17 protein-coding genes are annotated in these 20,852 nt (G+C 46.3%); 15 read left to right on the top strand and 2 right to left on the bottom strand.

Translation table 11 applies throughout. The features are described from left to right. Positions 1 to 249: 249 nt before the first annotated feature. From LRL21_RS26715 to LRL21_RS26740, 6 genes are all read left to right on the top strand, one after another. Entirely contained in the window at positions 250 to 2,004 is a 1,755-nt protein-coding gene (locus LRL21_RS26715) for a sensor histidine kinase (RefSeq protein WP_240418834.1), read from the top strand. Beyond that, positions 1,982 to 3,604, top strand: coding sequence for a response regulator (locus LRL21_RS26720; protein ID WP_240418835.1), 1,623 nt, complete (start codon positions 1,982 to 1,984; stop codon positions 3,602 to 3,604). The genes LRL21_RS26715 and LRL21_RS26720 overlap by 23 nt, the downstream gene beginning before the upstream one ends. Positions 3,605 to 3,725: 121 nt before the next feature. Further along, positions 3,726 to 4,622 carry a nucleoside hydrolase gene (locus LRL21_RS26725; protein ID WP_240418836.1) on the top strand — a complete coding sequence of 299 codons (897 nt, stop codon included), beginning with the start codon at positions 3,726 to 3,728 and terminating at the stop codon, positions 4,620 to 4,622. Positions 4,623 to 4,677: 55 nt separating this feature from the next. Further along, positions 4,678 to 5,985: an extracellular solute-binding protein gene (locus tag LRL21_RS26730; RefSeq protein WP_240418837.1), complete on the top strand. Its 1,308-nt coding sequence runs from the start codon at positions 4,678 to 4,680 to the stop codon at positions 5,983 to 5,985. Between the two features lie 74 nt (positions 5,986 to 6,059). After that, positions 6,060 to 6,929, top strand: a complete 870-nt coding sequence (locus LRL21_RS26735) for a carbohydrate ABC transporter permease (RefSeq protein WP_240418838.1) — start codon at positions 6,060 to 6,062, stop codon at positions 6,927 to 6,929. Between the two features lie 15 nt (positions 6,930 to 6,944). Then, positions 6,945 to 7,784 (top strand): carbohydrate ABC transporter permease, encoded by an 840-nt coding sequence (locus LRL21_RS26740; RefSeq protein WP_240418839.1) that lies wholly within the window; start codon positions 6,945 to 6,947, stop codon positions 7,782 to 7,784. 273 nt (positions 7,785 to 8,057) lie between these two features. On the opposite strand, the gene LRL21_RS26745 is transcribed toward LRL21_RS26740, so the two are convergent. Further along, on the bottom strand, positions 8,058 to 8,948 hold the full coding sequence (locus LRL21_RS26745) for a helix-turn-helix transcriptional regulator (RefSeq protein ID WP_240418840.1): 891 nt from the start codon (positions 8,946 to 8,948) through the stop codon (positions 8,058 to 8,060). Positions 8,949 to 9,084: 136 nt separating this feature from the next. Between LRL21_RS26745 and LRL21_RS26750 the strand changes: the two genes are divergently transcribed. From LRL21_RS26750 to LRL21_RS26765, 4 genes are all read left to right on the top strand, one after another. Beyond that, on the top strand, positions 9,085 to 11,058 hold the full coding sequence (locus LRL21_RS26750; protein WP_240418841.1) for a glycoside hydrolase family 127 protein: 1,974 nt from the start codon (positions 9,085 to 9,087) through the stop codon (positions 11,056 to 11,058). 47 nt (positions 11,059 to 11,105) lie between these two features. Beyond that, a complete protein-coding gene (locus LRL21_RS26755; RefSeq protein WP_240418842.1) occupies positions 11,106 to 12,509 on the top strand; it encodes an ABC transporter substrate-binding protein in 1,404 nt (467 codons plus the stop codon). A gap of 110 nt (positions 12,510 to 12,619) precedes the next feature. Further along, positions 12,620 to 13,579 (top strand): carbohydrate ABC transporter permease, encoded by a 960-nt coding sequence (locus LRL21_RS26760; RefSeq protein ID WP_240418843.1) that lies wholly within the window; start codon positions 12,620 to 12,622, stop codon positions 13,577 to 13,579. Further along, positions 13,579 to 14,409 carry a carbohydrate ABC transporter permease gene (locus tag LRL21_RS26765; RefSeq protein ID WP_076229002.1) on the top strand — a complete coding sequence of 277 codons (831 nt, stop codon included), beginning with the start codon at positions 13,579 to 13,581 and terminating at the stop codon, positions 14,407 to 14,409. Before LRL21_RS26760 ends, LRL21_RS26765 begins: the two co-directional genes overlap by 1 nt. Positions 14,410 to 14,518: 109 nt before the next feature. Here LRL21_RS26765 and LRL21_RS26770 read toward each other — a convergent pair whose 3' ends face one another. Next, positions 14,519 to 14,941: a sensor histidine kinase gene (locus tag LRL21_RS26770; protein ID WP_240418844.1), complete on the bottom strand. Its 423-nt coding sequence runs from the start codon at positions 14,939 to 14,941 to the stop codon at positions 14,519 to 14,521. Between the two features lie 254 nt (positions 14,942 to 15,195). Between LRL21_RS26770 and LRL21_RS26775 the strand changes: the two genes are divergently transcribed. The 5 genes from LRL21_RS26775 to LRL21_RS26795 all read left to right on the top strand — a co-directional run bounded on the left by LRL21_RS26775 (position 15,196) and on the right by LRL21_RS26795 (position 20,801). Continuing rightward, positions 15,196 to 15,855 carry a FadR/GntR family transcriptional regulator gene (locus LRL21_RS26775; protein ID WP_240418845.1) on the top strand — a complete coding sequence of 220 codons (660 nt, stop codon included), beginning with the start codon at positions 15,196 to 15,198 and terminating at the stop codon, positions 15,853 to 15,855. A 64-nt stretch (positions 15,856 to 15,919) separates the two neighbouring features. Continuing rightward, entirely contained in the window at positions 15,920 to 18,112 is a 2,193-nt protein-coding gene (locus LRL21_RS26780; protein ID WP_240418846.1) for a dihydroxy-acid dehydratase domain-containing protein, read from the top strand. A 62-nt stretch (positions 18,113 to 18,174) separates the two neighbouring features. Further along, entirely contained in the window at positions 18,175 to 19,113 is a 939-nt protein-coding gene (locus LRL21_RS26785; RefSeq protein WP_240418847.1) for a U32 family peptidase, read from the top strand. Positions 19,114 to 19,223: 110 nt separating this feature from the next. Beyond that, entirely contained in the window at positions 19,224 to 19,778 is a 555-nt protein-coding gene (locus LRL21_RS26790) for an SLOG family protein (RefSeq protein WP_240418848.1), read from the top strand. Positions 19,779 to 19,910: 132 nt separating this feature from the next. Further along, positions 19,911 to 20,801: an amidoligase family protein gene (locus tag LRL21_RS26795; protein ID WP_240418849.1), complete on the top strand. Its 891-nt coding sequence runs from the start codon at positions 19,911 to 19,913 to the stop codon at positions 20,799 to 20,801. The last annotated feature ends 51 nt before the right edge of the window (positions 20,802 to 20,852 follow it).

Raw genomic sequence — 20,852 nt, forward strand, 5'->3', positions numbered from 1 at the left:
AACAGCCCCGCTATTACCATCAACTGATAATCATTCCGAAGATCGCCAAAACCCTTGCAAAATCAAGGGCTATTATACGTGGTGTCGATTTACACAAATTTCCATTTTTTCAATATGTTTTTTGGAATAACGATTAAACTAATAATTTATAATGGTAGAATGATCTATAAATATATTATAATTGCCACGTGTTGCGAGAACAGAACAGGGTGAGGATGGAAGGACAACAACTGTGCAAAGGGGACTCCAATGATAATCAAAAAAAATATTTTTTCAAAAATCAATGCTGTCATCTTTATATTTCTCATACCGATCTTACTTCTTTACGGCCTATCGAATCAGGTTAGCGTTCAGGTGGTGGAGGGACTGCTGCAAAAGGAAAAAAGCAATCAGCTGGAGTTTTTCCGCAAACAATTAGATTCGATAGCCCTAAGCTTAGCTATGAATGCGATCACACTTACGAGAGATACAACGGTCCTGGGCATGGAAAGAATTATGTTGGCTGGTGAACAACAGCTTTTCAATCAGATTGAATCGACCGTTCAGGAGAAGCTGACTCTTCAAAGCTCTGCCAACAGCTGGTACAACGATATTACACTGTATTTTCCATCCGTTCACAAAACGCTGTCTACCACGTTGCGTCAAGTTCCTTATGACGAGCAGAAACTGGATACAAATGTAAGAAATTCCGGTTGGAGCTACAGGTCAGATCCCTTCCGTCCGGATATGTCATCCTTCATATACTATGCTGGCGGACCGATAAATGAAAATGGAACACTGGATCAAAGTGTGGTTATTGTGGAAGTGGCGTTTTATGAGCAAAATATGACTTCTCTGCTGGATCAGTTGAAGGCGGGCAGCAAGGGCGATCCGTTCATGGTTGACAGGCAACATCATATCAGCTACAACCGAACCTCGGATAAACAAACTACAAATACGGTAGTGGATCACCTTTTTAAAAACCTATTGGAGGATAAGGGGGATTTTGTTACTGAAGTCGGTAAAAAAACCTATCTGGTCAACTACGTCTATTCACAAGCGCTTGGGTATTATATTGTCGATTACACACCGCTAGAGCAAATTTTATCTCCCATTACCAAGATTCGAAACTTCTTCTATGGCTTTATTATGTTATTGCTGGCGGTAGGAATACTGGCTTCCTTCCTGTTGTACAAACATGTTCAGGCTCCCCTGCACGCACTTACCGGTGTATTGAAAAAATTCCAAAATGGCGATTTCAGTGTGAGACTGAATCAATGGTTTTATAATGAATTTGATTTTGTGGTTGTTCGATTTAATGATATGGCTGGGCAAATTCAGCACTTGATTGAAAATGTATATGAAGAAAAGAACCGATCTCGATTGGCTACGTTGAGGCAGCTTCAGGCGCAAATTAATCCTCATTTTCTATACAACTGTCTAAACTTCATCATTAGTTCTGCAAGTCTTGGCCGCAAAGAGTCCGTTATCGCGATGGCTTATAACCTGAGTGATTATTATCGTTATATCACCCGGCTTGATGACCCCGATACATGTTTACGGGACGAGCTGAAATTAGTAAAAAATTATTTGGAAATTCATTTGCTAAGGCTGCAGCGGATTCAATACGAAATTAACGTTCCCGAAGAAATGATGGATATACGTATGCCAAGGCTCCTCATCCAACCTATTGTGGAAAATGCCATTGTTCATGGTCTGGAGCCGAAGTTGGGCGGAGGAACCATTGTTATAAGCGGAGAGAGGGTAGGGGAAAATGTTTATTTAACGATTGAAGATAACGGTGTTGGCCTTTCTGTGGATAGGCTGCAGCAGCTAAAGGAACAGCTTGATCAGCCTATGGATGAAACCATCGGATATGGGCTTTGGAATGTGCATCAACGGTTGAAATATTGGTACGGGGAAGGTTCCGGATTGGACGTGAGAGCTGCACCAAGCTTGACAGGATTAACTGTAACTATTTATTGGAGAGAGGGTTACCAACATGATTCGATTGCTTCTGGTTGATGATGAACCAGTTATTTTGGAGGATTTGGAAGTTTTTATTACCCAAACCATGAACTTTGAACAAGTGTATACGGCTGCATCTGGATCGGAGGCCGTGCAATTTATTGAACAATTTCCCATTGATATTGTGATCACGGACATTCGCATGCCAGGGATGTCAGGACTTGAGCTTTGCCAATATATCAAACAAAAACAAATGGATATCGAGTGTATACTCTTATCGGGTTATGCCGAGTTCGAATATGCACAGCAGGCGTTAAAAACCAATACAGCGGCGTACCTGCTCAAGCCTGTGAAGAAGGACGAGCTGCTGCAAACGATTCTTCAAACGGCGGAGGCTTTACAGCAAAGAAGGAAAGCTACAGTATCAAATCAAAAGGCTCACGAAACACTACGATCTCATTTGGTGCACTTACAGGCGTCGCTGCTGCTCGATTTACTCAAAGGGAAGGGTTTGGCCCCAGAGAAATTGATAGAAGAAATGGAACGGTTAAATATTCCCTTCTTCACAGGGGATCGGGTGGCCGTCATGCTGCTAAGAATTGAAAATCGTTTTCTGGAATATGACGAGCGCAGCATTTCTTTGTTTGAATATGCCGTCGTTAATGTTACTGAGGAAGTACTGCAAGAGCATTTTGAAGTCTGGGCATGCAAGGATGACAGTCATTACCTGGCTTTCTTAATCAAAATGAAAAATAGTGATGTGTCGGACGTTCCAGGAAAAAAGGCTATCGAGCAGTTAATCCCGCAATTGCAGCATTATATAACGATATATTTGCAAGGGAAAATCTCGGTAGTTGTCAGCGACTTCGAAGCTTTCCCTTTATGTCCCGCGGAGTTATATCAAAAATCTCTGCAGCTGTTCAGAAGGCTGCCCGGCAGCGAGCAGGAGCTCTTTCTTCGCTTATGGGATCAACCCCCACAAACACCATTGCGCCCTCTACAGCGCTTGCATGAGCCTCCAACGTTTTTACAGTTGATTGAAACGGCTCGGTGGCAGGATGCGCAGGAGAGATTAAATTATATTATCGAAGAGTTAAGCAGCAATGGTATGGACACCGCGGAGTATGTAGCGGAAGTATATTTTGCTTTAACGAACGCTTACACCTATGTGATTCATATGAACGGACTGCAAATAGCGGATGTGATAGAGGAGCAGTATATGACAGGGAATCACGTCACCACATTTCGTACGGTGAAGCAGCTTCATGGGTGGGCTATGTTGGTTCTCGAACGAATTCATGAACGCATTACCGACGGCAGTAAGGTAACGAGGGGCTCCTATGTTTTGCAAATTCATCAATATATTGAACGTTATTTATCCGAGGATGTAACCCTGCAGGCGATTAGCGAGCATGTGCATTTGCATCCAGCCTACTTGTCGGTAACGTACAAGCAAGAAACGGGTGAAAACCTGAGTGAATATATATACCGGTACCGCATGGAGAGGGCTGCCTACTTGTTAAGAAATACAAAGGCCAAAATCTATGAAATTTCCGCCCAGCTCGGTTATCAATATACCCCCTATTTCACAAAATTGTTTAAAAGCTATTATGAAGTATCGCCGCAGGAGTATCGTGCCATGTCTGGCCGGGAATAACATTATCTTTAGATTGTCATCTATGATCTTAAAATATCATCCGTATTCGTCTCCCCCTATTCCATCTATACTTTAGTTATGAATCGCTAATAACTTACACAATAATTAGGGGGACACAGCAATGAATCGCATGATACTTGACACAGATATTGGAACAGACTCAGATGATGCCGTCGCATTATCGCTTGCACTTAGATCACCGGAAATTCAGCTTGAAGGCGTGACAACGGTATACGGTAACGTACATATCCGTGCGAAGATTGCCAAAAAAATTATGGCGTTGTGCGGCGACATCGAGGTCGACGTTTATCCCGGAATTGTACAAACCCTACTGCACAACCGTGAAGTGTTCTGGGCAGGGATTGAGGGCGAAGGGCTGGATATTGAAGATCAGAGCATGAAGGATGGCAAACACGCTGTTGATTATATCATCGAAACGGTTATGAATAATCCGGGAGAGATTAATTTAGTGACCATCGGGCCTCTGACGAATATTGCTGCAGCCATTATACGTGAGCCACGCCTTGTCAAGAATGTCAAGGAAATCATCATGATGGGCGGGGTCGTACGATTGGGCAGCAGCGCTATTGAGCTCCCTGCAATTGAACATAATGTAAAATGTGATCCCGAAGCGGCATCACTGGTATTTTCGAGCGGAGCTCCGATCCTTATGGTAGGGCTTGATGTTACGAGACAGGTGTCCATAACGAGACAGGACAAAGACGATTTGGCAGCCTCGGGAACCCCGCTGGCGGTTACGTTGACCAAACAAATCGAAGGCTATATGGATTACCGGAAAAGAGATTTTACCTTTATGCATGATCCCTTGGCTGTTGCGATGCTGGTAAATCGCCAATTGGTAACAACCAGAAGGATGAGCATCCAGGTTGATTACGATCATAGACACCCGACGGGAATTACGGTTGGGGAGCCGAATGAAGAGGGGAATGTTGAGGTTTGCCTTGAAGTGGACCGCGACTCCTTTCTGAAGCTGTTAAAAGAAAGAGTGTTTTGCTGACACACATTCATTTAGATAAGGGGGATTTACTCTGAAAAAAATACAAACCAGTATCTTGTGCTCTCTTGCTCTGCTGCTAGCTGCAGGATGCTCCAGTGCTCCTGACAAAGGTTCTCAACCCGCCAAACAAGCAGATAATTCTTCAGGAACGACTGAAATATCGTACTTGGCTAACTCGATCTGGGAAAAGCCTATCAAAAAGGTTATCGAAGAGTTTGAAAAGGAAAATCCTAATATCAAAGTTAATCTACAGCTCAGTCCTTCGACCAAACTGACCGAAACGATTGAAATCAAGCTTGCTTCCAAAGCTCAGGATCTGGATGTGATCTCTGTCGATGTCCCACTGACAATGGGCTATTCGTTAAAAGGATATTTGGAGCCGCTTGATGCTCTGCTTGGCGCTGATGCTAAGCAAAAATGGATACCCTCGGCAACAGATGCAGGGTCTTATCAGGGACAATTAATGGCAGCGCCGATGAACACCTCCAGTGTCGTCCTGTTTTACAACAAGGAGTTATTCCAGAAAGCAGGCGTTTCGTTTCCATCCGATCAATTGACATACAGAATGACTTGGGAGAACGTACTGGAAATCGGCAGGAAACTATCCAAGGATACGAACGGCGATAATCAAAATGATCAGTTTGGCTTCAGCTTCGACCAGGTTGGCAAAGCTTATCAGCTTATATCTCTTGGACAAAGCAAAAATGCGAAGGTGCTGAGTGACAACGGTCTGATAGCCAAGGATTACACGAATTCGCCGGAAATGGTGAGCGCTTTTCAGTTCTACTCGGACCTGTTCAATAAAGAGAAGATTAGTCCGAAAATCAAACGTGAGGAAGCATTGGATTACTTTATTTCCGGTAAAGTGGCGATGTTCTTGGCTTCAACCCAAAATATGCCCCGGATTAAAGACGCAGGTATGGATTTCGGGATAGCTCCTCATCCGTATTTTGCAGGAGGTAAAGTTGCGACTCCTACCGGTAGCTGGCATGTGGGTATTTCCAAATATTCAACTAAAAAAGAAGCAGCAGCCAAGTTTATCAAGTATTTGACGTTAGGAAAAGGCTCACAAATCTGGTTCAATGAAAATGGTGCGCTGCCAGCCAGCCTGGAGTTGCTGGATCAAGTCGATAAAGATCCCAAATATAAGGACTTCCCGAATAGCATTATGAAATTAGCTGCAGGCGAAGCACGCGAAACAGCAGTTGTGCGCCCGAAAACGCCAGGTTATCTGGAGTGGGAAAACAACGTGAACAAGGCATTCGAGGATATCAAAAATGGAACGGATCCGAAGAAAGCATTGGATGATGCCGCAACTTTAATAGACAGTCAATTAAAGAAATATCAATCCGTGGTGAAGTAACTACCGCGCTGGGATGGGGAGCCCATTTCCTCATCCCTTTCTTTTTGGGTTGTTAGAAATCTGGAGGATTGAAGGTGATTGGTATTAACGCAGGGAGAATAACCCCTTATATATTTTTATTTCCAGCCATTGTCGGCTTGTTGATGTTCAAGCTGTATCCGGTATTCAAGGGTTTGGAGGACAGCTTTTATGCACCGTCTTTTTTAAACGCAGGCAAAGCGTTCATCGGCTTGCAAAACTACAGCTTTCTTTTTACAGATCCGGTTTTTTGGAGTTCTTTGAAAATTACCCTGCTCTTCAATGTATTCGTTAATCCGATTCAGGTCATTCTTGCTTTTATGCTGGCCCTGCTGCTTAATGCCAAACTCAAGCATATCGCGCTGTTTAGAGGGATTCATTTTGTTCCTGTTGCCGTTTCGGTTTCGACCGCTTGTATCCTGTGGAACATCATGCTGAGTCCTGAACAAGGAGTTGTCAATTCCATGCTGGTTGGTCTGGGAATGGAGCAGCAGCCTTTTCTGACTGGCGCTAAGCAAGCTCTTGCTTCCATTATCGGCATAGCGACCTGGAAAGGCATCGGGTATTGGGCTATCTTTTTTCTGGCCGGTTTGCAGGAGGTTCCCGTGTCGTTATACGAGGCGTCATCCATGGATGGAGCATCCCGCTGGCAGCAGTTTAAACAGGTCACTTTTCCGATGATGAAACGTTCCATCACCTTTGTTGCGGTATCCGTAACGGTATCCAATTTCTTGTTATTTTCCCCGATGTACATTCTTACCCAGGGAGGACCGGAGCACAGCACGAATGTCCTGATGCTGGAGAGCTATAACAGTGCTTTTCTATACTCCGATTCAGGCAGGGCTTCTGCGATTGTTATTATTTTGCTGTTATTAACTTTGAGTATTGTTGCCTTGCAATTCAAATTTCTGAAGGCAAAGCACTAGAGAGGAGGAGATTCCATGAAACGTAATCAAGGCTCGATTCCTTTACTGTATCTCGCACACATCCTTCTGGGGTTAATCATTCTGCTTCCTTTGGCGTTTGCACTTGTATCCTCGCTGCGACCTCTGGATGAGATTTTTCGCTATATGTCTCCTGTTTCCTGGAGAACGTTTGTCCCGACTCAGATTACTTTTGATGCATATACCTCCTTATTTGTAGAAAGAGGCTTCGGTCGAATTTTCTTTAACACGTTTTATGTCTCCGTTGTTAATGTTGTGGTGGGGCTGGTCATCGCTTCTATGGCTGCTTTTGCTTTTGTATATTTTGAATTTAAGGGCAGAGCTTTATTGTTCTTCCTCGTTATTCTCACTTTTATGATACCTTTTGAGGTTATCGCAATTCCTCTGTATGGTTTGGTAGACAGCTTGGGGTGGATTGATACTTACTCCGGCATCATTGTTCCGGGCTTAGCTAATGGTTTAGTCATTTTTCTTTACAGGCAATTTTTTCTGGATCTTCCCAAGGCTCTTATCGAATCGGCTAGAATTGACGGGGCTTCGTGGTTTAAAATATATGCGGGCATCATCCTGCCGTTGTGCAAGCCTGTTACCGTAAGCGCGGGATTGTTAATCTTTATCCATCAGTGGGAGTCTTTCATGTGGCCGTTGATCGCAACCCGCTCAAAGGAGTATAAAGTTATACAGGTTGCTTTAAGCGATTTTGTTACCGAGTTTGCAACCTATTGGAACGAGATGTTCGCCGGGATTATCATAGCTGTAATCGTACCTGTCCTTGTTTTACTGCCACTTCAGCGTTATTTTGTCAATGGTATCGCAAATACGGGGTCAAAGGAATAGTGACTCGAAGCGGACAAAAAGGAGATCGTTTTAATGGGGAATATCGTGGTTGTAGGCAGTATTCATATGGATTTTATATGTTATATTCGCAAGCTTCCATTATATGAATAAACAGGAAAAAGCTATCTTTACACTATTGCGGTGTCACGTGCTGGAGCTCAAGAATCTATCCCAAGTGCCGACGAAGTTGCCGTTTTCTTGAGCGAATATAACAAGCAGAAGCCCGGATGAGTTCATCGGGCTTCTGTTTGCTGTCATTAATTAAGCATAAGCCTATGCATGTCTGATAAACTTCTTGCGGTAGTTCAGCGGCGAAATTCCCTCCTTTTGAGAAAAACACGAAGAAAAATAAGAACCGTGATGAAATCCGACCTCCTCGGCAATACGGGTAACCGACCACTCGGTTTGTATTAGCAGCTTTTTGGCTTGCTCAATCCGATACAGCTGTAAATAATGGATCGGCGTTGTGCCGTAAACTTTAAGCATACATTTTGCCAAATAATTAGGGTGGTAATTCATTTCCTTGTGAAGCAGGGCATTGGTTATCGTGAGTGTATAATTTTGCCGTATAAACAATTCGACTCTTTCCGCCACATGAATAGCTGCCGCATCGGTCGTAGCCGCCATTTGACGATCCAAATGCTGCATGAAAAGCTGAAAGGAATTTTGCCTTTTCCAATTTCGAAGTGATCGCGGCTCCAAATCCAGCAGAAAAAATTGCTGTAAAATCTCTATAGCTTTCGGAGTCAGCTTCATATATTTGGGAATAAAGATTGAACACACTTCGCTATGATTCAGATAGGCGGTTTGTTTGTGCTTGTGGATCAGGCTGGATTGATTTTCAAGGCAATCACTCATGCTGCTGCATTCATCCCAGGCACCGAAGGTGTGAAAGTGTATCCAGATAATATCGGTTTCCTCCTTGCAAGGCTCAGTCCCGTAATGACTGGCATCCGGTCTTAAAATACAAGCCTCCCCCTTGTCAACCCTCCACTGATCATTTCCCTCCCCAAGAAATAAGGTCCCCCTCGTAACCACGATCAAATCGAATACACCAATTTGCTTTCTACTGATATGACGTTCGCCAATCCGATAAAAGTCCTTACCGCAATCAATAAAATAAGGGACAGGGGGAGAAATAAAATGAAGAATAGGTGAGTTCAACGGGCATCCCTCCAAAAGGTTGATATTTTTAAAAAACAGGTTGGTATTTATTGTATTAATTCCATAATATAACATGTATGATAATCAATAAAGCGCTTACTTGAAATATTCAAAACAAACAAAGGAGCTGCGCATCATGAACCAATTATTAAGCTCCAAACCTATTCCACTCAGCCATTTGCGCATTCAGGATGATTTCTGGTCCGAGTATGTCCGGCTCGTTCGGCATGTTGTCGTACCTTATCAATGGGAAGCGCTGAATGATCGGGTAGAAGGAGCGGAACCAAGCCATGCCATACAAAATTTTAAAATCGCGGCCGGTCTGAAGCAGGGAGAATTTTATGGCATGGTGTTTCAGGATAGCGATGTGGCCAAATGGCTGGAGGCCGTCAGCTATTTGCTGGAAACCGGTCCAGATCCCGAATTGGAGGCTGTGGCCGACGGGGTCATTCAGATTATTGCCAAAGCCCAGCAGGCAGATGGATATTTGAACACCTACTTTACGTTAAAGGAGCCAGACAACAAATGGACGAATTTAGCGGAATGCCATGAATTGTACTGCGCTGGCCATATGATCGAAGCCGCTGTGGCCTACTATCAGGCGACTGGGAAAAAGTTGATCCTGGATGTTGCCTGTCGTTTGGCGGATTGTATCGATGCGGTCTTTGGTGAAGGAGAGGGCAAGCAAAAAGGCTATGACGGCCATCAGGAGATTGAGCTTGCGCTCGTTAAACTGTACCATACGACATCACAAAAGAAATATTTGCGCTTAAGTCAGTTTTTTCTCGACGAACGGGGGCGGGAGCCGGATTTTTATGAAATGGAATTTGCGCGCCGTGGACGCAAGACCCATTTTCCAGCTTTGGATATGGTGCATGACAAGGCATACAGCCAAGCTCATTTACCGGTGAGACAGCAAAAGTCTGCCGAAGGTCATGCCGTGCGTGTCGTTTATATGTGCTCGGGGATGGTGGACGTAGCGCTTGAAACAGGCGACACGGAGCTGCTTGAAGCCTGCAAAAGCTTATGGCGCAATATTGTGAGCAGGCGCATGTATATTACCGGCGGGATCGGTTCATCGCCTTATGGTGAAGCTTTTACGATGGATTATGATTTGCCCGGTGATACTGCTTATGCAGAGACGTGCGCTTCGATTGGCCTGATTTTTTTTGCACAAAGAATGCTTCAATTTGAACCGGATAGCGAGTATGCCGATGTGATGGAGCAGGCACTATATAACACCGTAATCAGCGGGATGTCCAGAGACGGCCGACGTTTCTTTTATGTGAATCCGCTGGAGGTGTGGCCTGATGCCTGCGATAAGAATGCCAATGTGCACCACGTTAAGTCGGAGCGTCAAGGCTGGTTCGGATGTGCTTGCTGTCCACCGAATATTGCAAGATTGCTTGCCTCGCTTGGCCGTTATATATATTCGCTTCAGGACCGAATCATCTATACGCATTTGTATATAGGTAGTGAGGTGTCCATGAGCTGGGAAGGAGGGGATGAGGTTAGTTTGGTACAGGATTCACGGTTTCCATGGGAGGGTGCTGTTCGGTTGGAGATTACAACAAGAAAGGAGACCGAATTTACATTGGCACTTCGCATTCCCAAATGGTGCAGAGCAGAGAAGGGGCTTAGCGTAAGCATCAATGGCACAGACATTGCTTATGAGGAACAGGTGCATCACGGCTATTTGCATCTGAAGCGAAATTGGCAGTCGGGAGATGTGGTTGAGCTGCTGCTGCCCATGAAGGTTAGTCGTGTACGAGGGCATCCACTTGTCCGCGAAACGCTTGGAAAGGTAGCGCTGCAGCGCGGACCAATTGTCTATTGTATGGAAGAAGTGGATAACGGATCGAATTTACATCAAATCATACTGGAAAAGCAATCGGTGGAAGAGGTGCGCTACGAATCGGAGCTTCTGGGAGGGGTTCCGGTCATTACGGTTCCGGCTCTAAGGGTCCAGGATACGGACTGGGAAGGACAGCTGTATCAAGCCGATACGGAAGTCGTAACCCTACCTGTGACAGCGCGGTTCGTTCCTTATTTTGCCTGGGCTAACCGAGGACGCAATGAGATGACAGTCTGGGTTAAGGAGGAGCTCTGAAAGACTTTCAAGCCAATAGAAGCAATTGATATTATCTGGAGGGATATATGATGGGAACGATTGGGCAGTTTTTAAAAATGGGAACCATTTCGGCATTTGCATTAGCTTTGGCAGCGGGATGCACCTCGGCAGGTACGCCGGCAGCAGGAACAACGACGACTGATACCAAGCAAGCAGGCAGTGAGCAGGTCACGATCAAGTACATCGATTGGGGCGAAAAGGAAGAGCATGCGGCCAATGCTATTGGGATCGCAAATTTTGAAAAGGCGCACCCGAATATCAAAGTGGATTACCAAAGTATTCCCTATGACCAGTACAACACGAAGCTGAGCGCCATGGCTGCATCCAAGACATTGCCGGATCTCGGGAATCTGCTGGAGGCGCAAGCTTTAAAATGGGCTGAATCCGGCGTCCTGCTGGATCTAACGCCCTACTATAAGGACGGTTCGGTGAAGCCGAAGCTGGAAAGCAATAAATTTACGACACCTGACGGCAAGGTCGTAGGCTATAGTGTGGCGAACGAAGTCGTTTTGCTGCATTACAATAAGGATTTATTCGATGAAGCCAAGGTGCCTTACCCGCCAGCCGAAACGGAAAAGGCTTGGACATGGGATCAGATGGTGGATGCCGCCAAAAAGCTGACGAAGGATAAAAACGGCAAACACCCGGGAGAGAGCGGCTTTGACCCGAAAAACATTGTGCAATACGGGATACAAATGAGTACTGGCGCAGATTTCTTCTGGACCCCGTTTGCAATCAGCAATGGCGGCGGAGAGGTCAGCCAGGATGGCAAGCAGCTGCTGCTGGACAAACCGGAAACGATAGAAGCCATTCAAAAAGTCGCAGATCTGGCGCTGGTCGAGTATGTCTCTCCAAATCCCGCGCAGGCTAAATCACTGCCCGGTGATGTAGGGACAAAGCTATTCACCAAGAAGGTAGCGATGGTCGAGTCCGGTCAGTGGGAGCTATCCAATATCGGACCCCAGGTTAGCAAAGGCTTGAGGAACGGTATAGGTGTACTTCCGATCTTCAAGAAGCCGGCAACGACCAATACAGGAACGCCGCTTGTTATTTTTAACACATCCAAGCATGTCAAGGAAACCGTAGAGCTTTATAAATTTTTGATGGACCCCAACAATAACTTGGCTTTGATTGATAATGGAACCTGGATGCCTGCTGAAACGCAGTGGTATACCGATCCTGAATTGATCAAAAGATGGACGCAAAACCCTGTACATCCTCCTGAGTACAAAACTGCTGTTATTGATTATGCACTGAAAGCCACTTATCCGACCCCATGGTTTTTTCTCCCAACATATGGTAGAATTTCGGATGTACTGAACCCTGGACTGGATCCGGTATGGTTAGGTACGAAGACAGCCAAGGAAGCTATTCTTAATGATATTATGCCTAAGGTCAAACCGATATTTGAGAGCGGCAAAGCGAATTAACTATACATGACTGCCACTGAATCGCAGGTGTGCTGAGACCTCTATGAATGCGAGTCTCAGCATGCTTCGATTTGGAGCATTCATTTCCAACAACCTTGAGGAGGATCTCCATGTCTGTGTCAAAGCCAGCTGCAATCCAGACCGCGGCAAGCAAGACTTATACTTCAAAGCCAGCCAGCTACAAGAGTTTTTACAGGCAGCGGGTATGGGTGGGCTACATTTGTATACTCCCTGCCATACTTGGGATCTTCCTGTTTACCATAGGTCCGATGCTGTACAGTTTGTATTTGAGCTTTACGGATTGGAACATACTAACCGATGCCAAGTGGATCGGGCTGGCCAATTATACGAACATTTTTACACAGGATTTGTTTTTCTATAACTCCCTGAAGGCTACAGCTATTTATTCCGTAGGCGCTGTCGCGGCTTCGATGATCTATGCGTTTATTATTGCGTTGTTTTTGAATCAGAATATTAAGGGAAGGTCGTTGTTTCGGGCCATCTTCTTTATACCCTCGATCATTCCTGTTCTGGCGAGCAGTATACTATGGACGTGGCTGTATGATGTGGATTTTGGTGTGATCAATCATATTCTGGGCTGGTTTGGAATCGAGAAGCAATTGTGGATAGGCAGCCCGCAAACCTCGGTAATGTCGCTGATTATTCTTGCTGTGTGGGGCTCGGGTAATGTGATTGTTATATTTCTCGCAGGCCTGCAGGATGTACCCCAGCATCTGCATGAGGCAGTTGAAATAGACGGTGGAAATTGGTGGCACAAGCTAAGAGCGGTTACGATTCCGCTGATGACGCCAATTATTTTTTATAATGTGATTCTGGGTCTGGTTAACTCCTTCACGACATTTACTCAAGCCTATACGATGACCAAGGGTGGACCTGAGGATTCAACGCTGTTCTACGCATTTTTTATACACCGCGAAGCCTTTGAGCATCAGAGTATGGGGTACGCGTGTGCGCTGGCCTGGATTCTGTTTGTCATCATTTCACTACTAACCTATCTGCTGTTTAAATCATCTTCAGGCTGGGTTCATTACGAAGGAGGCAAATCCTGATGAACTCTCGAACATTAGGCGCTATTTGCACGTATGTCTTTCTCATACTAATGTCCGTTTTAGTGTTTTTGCCGATCTATTGGCTGCTTCGCAGTTCCCTTATGGATACCATGGAAATTTATGCATTTCCACCGATCTGGTTCCCGCACGTTTTTAGATTTGAAAATTATACAGAGGCGATGACCCGTGTTCCGTTCCTGCTTTATTTCAAAAATACACTGATTATTATCATCCCCGTCCTGATAGGTGTGACCTTAACCAGCGGTTTAGCTGCCTTTGCCTTCGCGAGACTGGAATTCCCGTTAAAAAACCTTTGGTTTACCATTGTCATTATGACCATCCTGCTGCCAAGCATTGTCACGCTGATCCCCACTTACATCGGTTGGTCCCGAATAGGCCTCGTTAATACATTTTGGCCATTGATTATTCCTGCTTTTTTCGGTGGGGGAGCCTTTAATATATTTTTGCTCAGACAGTTTCTGCTTACGATCCCGAAGGAGCTGGATGAATCGGCGGTTATTGACGGTGCTAATTATTTTGTTGTTTATTTAAAAATCATTCTTCCCTTGATCAAGCCAGCGATGGTAGTTGTGCTGCTGTTTACATTTGTTGGCGTTTGGAACGATTTCCTCGGGCAATTGGTTTACCTAGGTGATCAGCAAATGTTTACGGTCGCACTCGGCCTGTTTCAATTCAGAGGCAATTTAACTACGGCATGGAGTCTGCTGATGGCCGCGGCCGCGGTACTGATAGCACCTGCTGTTGTGGTTTTCCTGATCGGGCAAAGATACTTTATCGAAGGACTGACGATGACGGGAATCAAAGGATAAGGTTATACCTTCACAGTCGTATGCATTCATATAATCCAGCTTTCCTGTTTAAGGGATTGCTGGATTATTGTTTAATTTACAGCTGTAAAGCACCAACGGATGACAGCTGTTAATCATTGCGGGGATCATCCGAGCTTCCTTCTGTCAGCTCTGCTGCTTCATCACCGGAAGGTCGGGTTATTTTAATAACAATATCCACACGTGTCCAGCGTCCCCACTCGGAGGTAATTACCATACCGCTTGATGGTTCATTTTGTGAATATAATCGGATACGTTCATGAACATTGCAAAGTCCGAAGCTCTGGATGGTGGCTGGTTCCGCAGGTGGTTCAAGCAGCGTTTCAAGACGCTCTGGCGTGATGCCTACACCATCATCCAGCACTGAATGTAGTGCCCGTTCTGACAGCTGTGGACGATCAGGAGCTGCGGACATGGACGGTTCCGGCACATACTGTAATGCTATTGCAATGCAGGAAGATGTCTGCCGAGGCCGTCCAAGGATGATCGACCGCGATTTCAGCTGAATGTACACACCTGCTGCAGGATTTAAAATATAAGACCATCATTTGCCCAAAGCAAAGCTTCCTATACCGCTCAAAAGTGGAATAGAAGACTTTGCTTTTTCGGCGTTTGGATTTCAGAAAATTGTTCAGGACAGTTAAAAGGCAGCATCCGTATTTTGTTAAATTGGATATTGTGAACTTGAAATTCAAGTGTTATTATAACTTTATATACATATCATATGAGTTGGTGACTACGTTGAAAGAGCTTGCGAGCACGAGAATATTGAATGAATTGTTACATCGCATCGATCAGGAGGTGTGGAAAGCGGGCGAGAAGCTGCCGTCTTTGGCGGCATTGGCCAAGGAATTACAGGTCGGAGTTTCCACCGTTAGGGAAGCGCTGCGTATATTGGAAAATAAGGGTTATTTGCTGATTGAGCATGGTCGGGGAATGTTTGTGCGCAGCCGGAATCATTGGAGGCAGGACAGCGCTCTTGATCTGACCTCGCTTCCTGTCGGGGACCTCTTCTCCCTGTTGGAATTTCGTTGTGTACTGGAGCCTGAGATGGCTGCGCTTGCGGCAGAAAGAAGCTCACCGGGGCAAATTCGTAATATTAAAGACGCCGCGGCCCAAATGATCGCAGACCTGGCCTCAGGTGAGGATTATTTTGCGTCCGACATTGCTTTTCATGATCATATTGCGGAGGCTTGCTCCAATGTGGTGATGGCCAGTGTGATGAAAGGAATCTCGGAGCTGCTGTTGGAAAGCCGCAGAAAGACTACACGTATCAAAGGCAGTGCGGAGAGAGCAGCGCACTTTCATATGCTGATTGCCTTGGCGATTGAGCAGAGAAATGTTCAGCTGGCGAAGGACATGATGAGGTCGCACCTGCTGGATGTGAAGCAGGACAGCATGAAGCTTAAGGAAAGCCTGGAAGGATAGCATAAGCTTAAATGAGTCTGGAGTTCAGGCTTTCTGCATGCATGAGTCAGGGAGCTGTTTGTAGATGATTCGGAAACGGGGAAGCGATATGAAAATAACAATTCAGAACAAGGTTAATTCCTATCAGGGCAATGTGCAGGGAAAGGCCAATGAACCGATAACGGTTGCGGGTCTGCTGGATCGCGCCAGGCGGGGGCTTGATGGTTATTATGGGGGCGGTGAGCCTGATTGGACGCTGGAGCATATATACGATCGACTGGAGCATAATGCACCGAGAATCGCCATCATTGGAGGGTCATCCGACCATCCGGCGCACATTTTGGATCACGAGACCGTATACAAGGCTGCTTTAAAAATTTGGCAGGAGGGCGGTGTGCCTTTTTATTTCAGCACCCCGGTGCTCTGTGACGGAACGGCCCAGAACAATATCGGCATGTCGTATTCGCTGCAGAGCCGCAACGCCATAGCTGAGATCGTTGTCAATCAAATGGAAGCGCATTCTTATCATGGTGCCTTTGTGATACAGGGCTGCGATAAGCAGCCCCTCGGTATTTTAAGCGGGCTTGCGCATTTGGATCGGGTTCGCCGTTACCGTGGGGAGCATCATGTATTTGCAACGTTTAGTCCTTCCCATGTGTTGATGGGCGGTACGATTCCCGACGATTTGAAGCGGGAACTGGCAGAGCTGGCATCACAGGCCGACACCGCAGGCTTTGACGACATAGGTGCCGATATCCGCGAGGCTGTCAGCTATATTTTGCAATGCTCCTCCAATACATCCTTTCAGGGCGTGTTCCAACGTGCCGTGGAGCGCGGGCTTATGACGGAAGAGCAGCACCTTGATTTTGAAAAAAGACTGGCCGTTAATACCTGTGATTCCGCAGGCGGGATTTGTGCGTTTCATGGTACAGGCAACAGCTCGCGGGATATCACCGCAGGCTTCGGCATCGTAAGCCCTGTTCTGGAGCTGCTGATTGAGCCGCCTACCCAGGTACAGGTCGACAAAGCGATTGAGCAATTATTTTCCATTATCCAGCGGCCGGAATGCAGTGTGAGTGAATTGGTACGAGCGAATATTGGCAATACGATCAAGCTGCACAGCGCCGGAGGCGGCTCGACGAACCTGATGATGCATATTGTCGGTGCGATGATTTATGCTGGATACGATTTTCGCTTGAGTGATCTGGAGGCAATTGTGAATTCCCATCCCATTCCCGATTTGTTCGATTACAGCCTGACGGAGGGCAGGGACATCTATACCTTGGCGCAGCAGTGCTGCTCAGGGCAAATCCGAGGCATGGAAACCTTGATCTATGAGCTGTCACGCAATGGAGTCCCCATGGATTTGGATGCACCTACAGTAACGGGCCAAACATGGCGGCAGCGGCTGTCAGACACAACCAATCTAAGTGCGGATGGCGTCAAGGAAAATCGGATTATTTTGAGCACACCAAGAAGAAGCTTTAGCGGTGTCGATGTGCTGAGCAGCAACTTTTTTAACAATGCAGTCGTGAAGATTAGCGGTATGCCGACCAAGCAGCTGGATTTATTTGATCAAAGAATTGCATTCGTGCTGTATTACGAAAATGAAGAGGAGGCTAATCATCATCTGCTGGATGTGAACCTGCTGGATGGATTGAAAATGAGCAGGTTATTCCGTCTGGAGCATATGCGGCAAATGGCCTATCATAACGCAGCGGTTCCCCTGGATCAGCTGAAGGATATGGATTATGATGAGCTGTTTGATCATATGATTCAGCAGGAATGGCTAAGACTGGCTGTCATTATATCCGGACAAGGGCCTGAGGCATTTGGAATGCCGGAAATGATGACGCCGATGCAGCATATTAATGCAGACCGCAAGCTGAGACGCCTGACTACTTTAATCAGCGATGGACGATATTCGGGTGTAACCTTTGGAGCTGCGGTCGGGCATGTGACTCCGGAGGCTTATCATGAGGGGGGGCTGCTGTATATGCAGGAGGGAGATCTGCTCCATCTGCAGTTTCGCAGCAAAAGAATTGATTTGCTTGATTCTGAAGCCTTCATTACTGGGGAAGTAGCGCTTTTTCAAGGAGAGCTTCATGTGCAGCGTAAGGAATTGGGTATGGCAAGACTGGAACGATTACGCCACCGTCAGCGGATGGTAGCGGCATCTAACCGTCTGCGGGATTGTACAGATGCCTCACGTGGGGTTGTTCCAATGGGGGTGGCGCTGGATGCGGACATGAAGTGGCCGCCCAGCAGTAAGCTGTAAGAGATGCAGTACCAGTAAGCAGCCTTCAGGTAATTATCAGCAAAGGAAGGGAATGTGATCACATGGATAAATCGAGAGCGCTATTAAAATCATTAGGCTTTCTGGAGCGGGAGGCTTACGACCTTCCGAATTCATCAAAAAGGTTTCCAGACGGTGCGCAGTATCGGGTGGAAATTCCAAGTGTTGAAGGACCGGAGGCGTTAAAGGCCGTCTTTGAGGAAGCGGACCGTTACGGGATTGTGATTCATCGCGTATCTCAAGGGAGCGGCATTATGCTGCTTACAGATGCGGAAATTTCCGAAATGGTCGAGCTCTGTGCAGCACGCGGCGTTGAGCTCAGCTTATTCGTCGGACCGCGCGGAACCTGGGATATTAGCGCGCTGCCGCTAACACCTGCGGGTAAGGTCGTTGCACTGCGCCATGAGGGTATAGATCAGCTTGTTTATGCTATGGAGGATTTACAGCGGGCTAACCGTTTGGGAGTACGTGGTGCGTTGGTCGCAGATGAGGGCTTGCTGCTGCTGACCAAAGAAATGAAAAAGCAGGGATTAATCGCAGCGAATTTTGTCGTCAAGGTATCGGTGCAAATGATGGCGGCGAATCCGGTTTCGATCAAGCTGATGGAGGATATAGGTGCAGATACGTACAATTTACCTACAGCATTGACACTGCCCAAGCTGGCCTCAATCCGTCCGGCTGTCGATATCCCGCTGGATCTCTACGTGGAAGCACCGGACGGCTTGGGTGGGTTTATTCGTCATTATGAGATACCGGAATTCATTCGTGTGTTGTCTCCGGTCTATATCAAGTTTGGTCTGCGTAATCATCCGGATGTGTATCCGAGCGGACAGCATCTGGAGCAGATTAACATTAATTTATGCCGGGAGCGTGTTCGGCGGGCTTATATGGGCCTCGAGCTGCTCAAACAGTATGTACCGGATTTGATAACCTCCGAGCTCGGCGCAGCAGATTTGGGAATTCCGATTCCCCCCAGGCCGTAGAGTCTTTTCATTGTTACCTTCTTTATGCTAAGGTGTTAATAGGAGTCTGACCGGCAAAATGTGGTTTGAGTTTTGTGGAGAAGACTCTTAGATAAGGAAGTGTGGAAGCCATGAAAAGGGTGCTCATAACAGGGTACAAGGCAACGGAGCTGGGTATCTTTTCGCAGAAGCATCCGGGAATTGCCATTATCAAGAAAGCGATCGCCAAACAAGTGACGGCTTTAATGGACGAAGGTCTGGAATGGGTCATCGTTAGTGGTCAATGGGGCGTCGAGGTGTGGGCCGCTGAAGCGGTGATTGAGCTCAAGCAGCAGCATCCCAATCTGCAGTTGGCAGTAATAACCCCATTTCTGGAGCAAGAGGAAAAGTGGAGTGATGACAAAAAAGAAATTTATAATCATGTGCTGCAGCACGCCGATTATGTTAACAGTGTAACGAAAACGAAGTACGAGGGGCCGTGGCAGTTTAAGGAAAAAAACAGGTTTTTGCTGCGTAATTCCGATGGTATGATAATACTGTATGATGAAGAAACCGAAGGCTCGCCCAAATATATGAGGGAACAGGCATTAAACCAGGCGGCAAAAACCAATACGTATACACTTTATACAATTACAGCCTTTGACTTGCAAAGTATCGCAGAAGATGAAATGAATCGATACGATTAAAAGGCAGGAGGAATAACGATGCCAAGAAAAAAAATCCCCCGTTAATCTCGTGGTCCACCTCTTCTTCTATTTATTATTGAAACCTGTTCAATATAAGATAAGGAGAGGATGACAGCGATGTGGCCAAAAGCTGTGGATTGGAAAGCCCTGAAATTTGGCATTGAGATTGAGTTTGTAGGTGGTAATCCAGAAGACTTGGAGCTTTTACCTGATTGGGTTATGTCGTTGGATGAACTTCAGATAGACGAGACAGGATCAGAGTCAGGCAGCGAGCTTAAACCGCCACCGATCCTGTGGGAGGATAGGGACCAAATACGAGTCATGTTGAACCGGCTGCAGGAGCAAGGTGCTACAGTAAATTGGAGCTGTGGTTTTCATGTTCATATTGGTCTGGAGCCATGGGGACAAGACATTGTGCTGCCGCTAATCGACGCAGCGCTGCTGTATCAGCAGGCTATTCAAGAAATAGTGAGTACCAGCGAGCATCGGCTGCTGTATTGCCCTCCGCTTACTTCGGAGATGCGAAGTGAGTTTGTTGTAAATCCGGGTCCAAGGGCGGTTCGTCATCGGGGACGTCCACAATCTCATCGCTGCGGAATCAATACAGCAGCTTGGTTTGATATCGGGACTGTGGAAATTCGTTATGCTAACGGTACGATGAATTATGAGGAGATCCTCAATACGATTGAGCTTTATTTAAGGTTCGTGTCAGCGATAGGTGCTGGTCGTAAGCTTTCTCGCGATCCGCACAGCCTGGCAATTGAACTTGAGGCTCCTGTTAAGGGGTACCCGGCACCAATGCCGCCTCCCAGATGGTATCAAGAAAGAACATGGCTTGATGAAGCGATGATTCCCGCATTAGCTACTCTTGCCAACGAGCTTGTACCGGATGGCGAAATCCATCATGTGCTGCCCGTAGCTGACGGGATTCTATTAGCGATAGAAAACAATGAGGGCAAGCTGTCCAAATATGTTGTTCAACCACCTGCAGAGGGGTGGAAGCTTATCCGCAAAATCTATTGATGTAAATAAATGGTAAAAAAACAGACCCATTCGTCATAAAGACGGAGGGGT

The organism is Paenibacillus periandrae, assembly GCF_022458865.1.
Lineage (GTDB): Bacteria > Bacillota > Bacilli > Paenibacillales > NBRC-103111 > Paenibacillus_S > Paenibacillus_S periandrae.

What these genes read in the sequence shown, in the direction of transcription:
- LRL21_RS26715 (WP_240418834.1), top strand. Translation starts at nt 250, where the DNA reads ATGATAATCAAAAAAAATATTTTTTCAAAAATCAATGCTGTCATCTTT.
- LRL21_RS26720 (WP_240418835.1), top strand. Translation starts at nt 1,982, where the DNA reads ATGATTCGATTGCTTCTGGTTGATGATGAACCAGTTATTTTGGAGGAT.
- LRL21_RS26725 (WP_240418836.1), top strand. Translation starts at nt 3,726, where the DNA reads ATGAATCGCATGATACTTGACACAGATATTGGAACAGACTCAGATGAT.
- LRL21_RS26740 (WP_240418839.1), top strand. Translation starts at nt 6,945, where the DNA reads ATGAAACGTAATCAAGGCTCGATTCCTTTACTGTATCTCGCACACATC.
- LRL21_RS26750 (WP_240418841.1), top strand. Translation starts at nt 9,085, where the DNA reads ATGAACCAATTATTAAGCTCCAAACCTATTCCACTCAGCCATTTGCGC.
- LRL21_RS26755 (WP_240418842.1), top strand. Translation starts at nt 11,106, where the DNA reads ATGATGGGAACGATTGGGCAGTTTTTAAAAATGGGAACCATTTCGGCA.
- LRL21_RS26760 (WP_240418843.1), top strand. Translation starts at nt 12,620, where the DNA reads ATGTCTGTGTCAAAGCCAGCTGCAATCCAGACCGCGGCAAGCAAGACT.
- LRL21_RS26765 (WP_076229002.1), top strand. Translation starts at nt 13,579, where the DNA reads ATGAACTCTCGAACATTAGGCGCTATTTGCACGTATGTCTTTCTCATA.
- LRL21_RS26780 (WP_240418846.1), top strand. Translation starts at nt 15,920, where the DNA reads ATGATTCGGAAACGGGGAAGCGATATGAAAATAACAATTCAGAACAAG.
- LRL21_RS26785 (WP_240418847.1), top strand. Translation starts at nt 18,175, where the DNA reads ATGGATAAATCGAGAGCGCTATTAAAATCATTAGGCTTTCTGGAGCGG.
- LRL21_RS26790 (WP_240418848.1), top strand. Translation starts at nt 19,224, where the DNA reads ATGAAAAGGGTGCTCATAACAGGGTACAAGGCAACGGAGCTGGGTATC.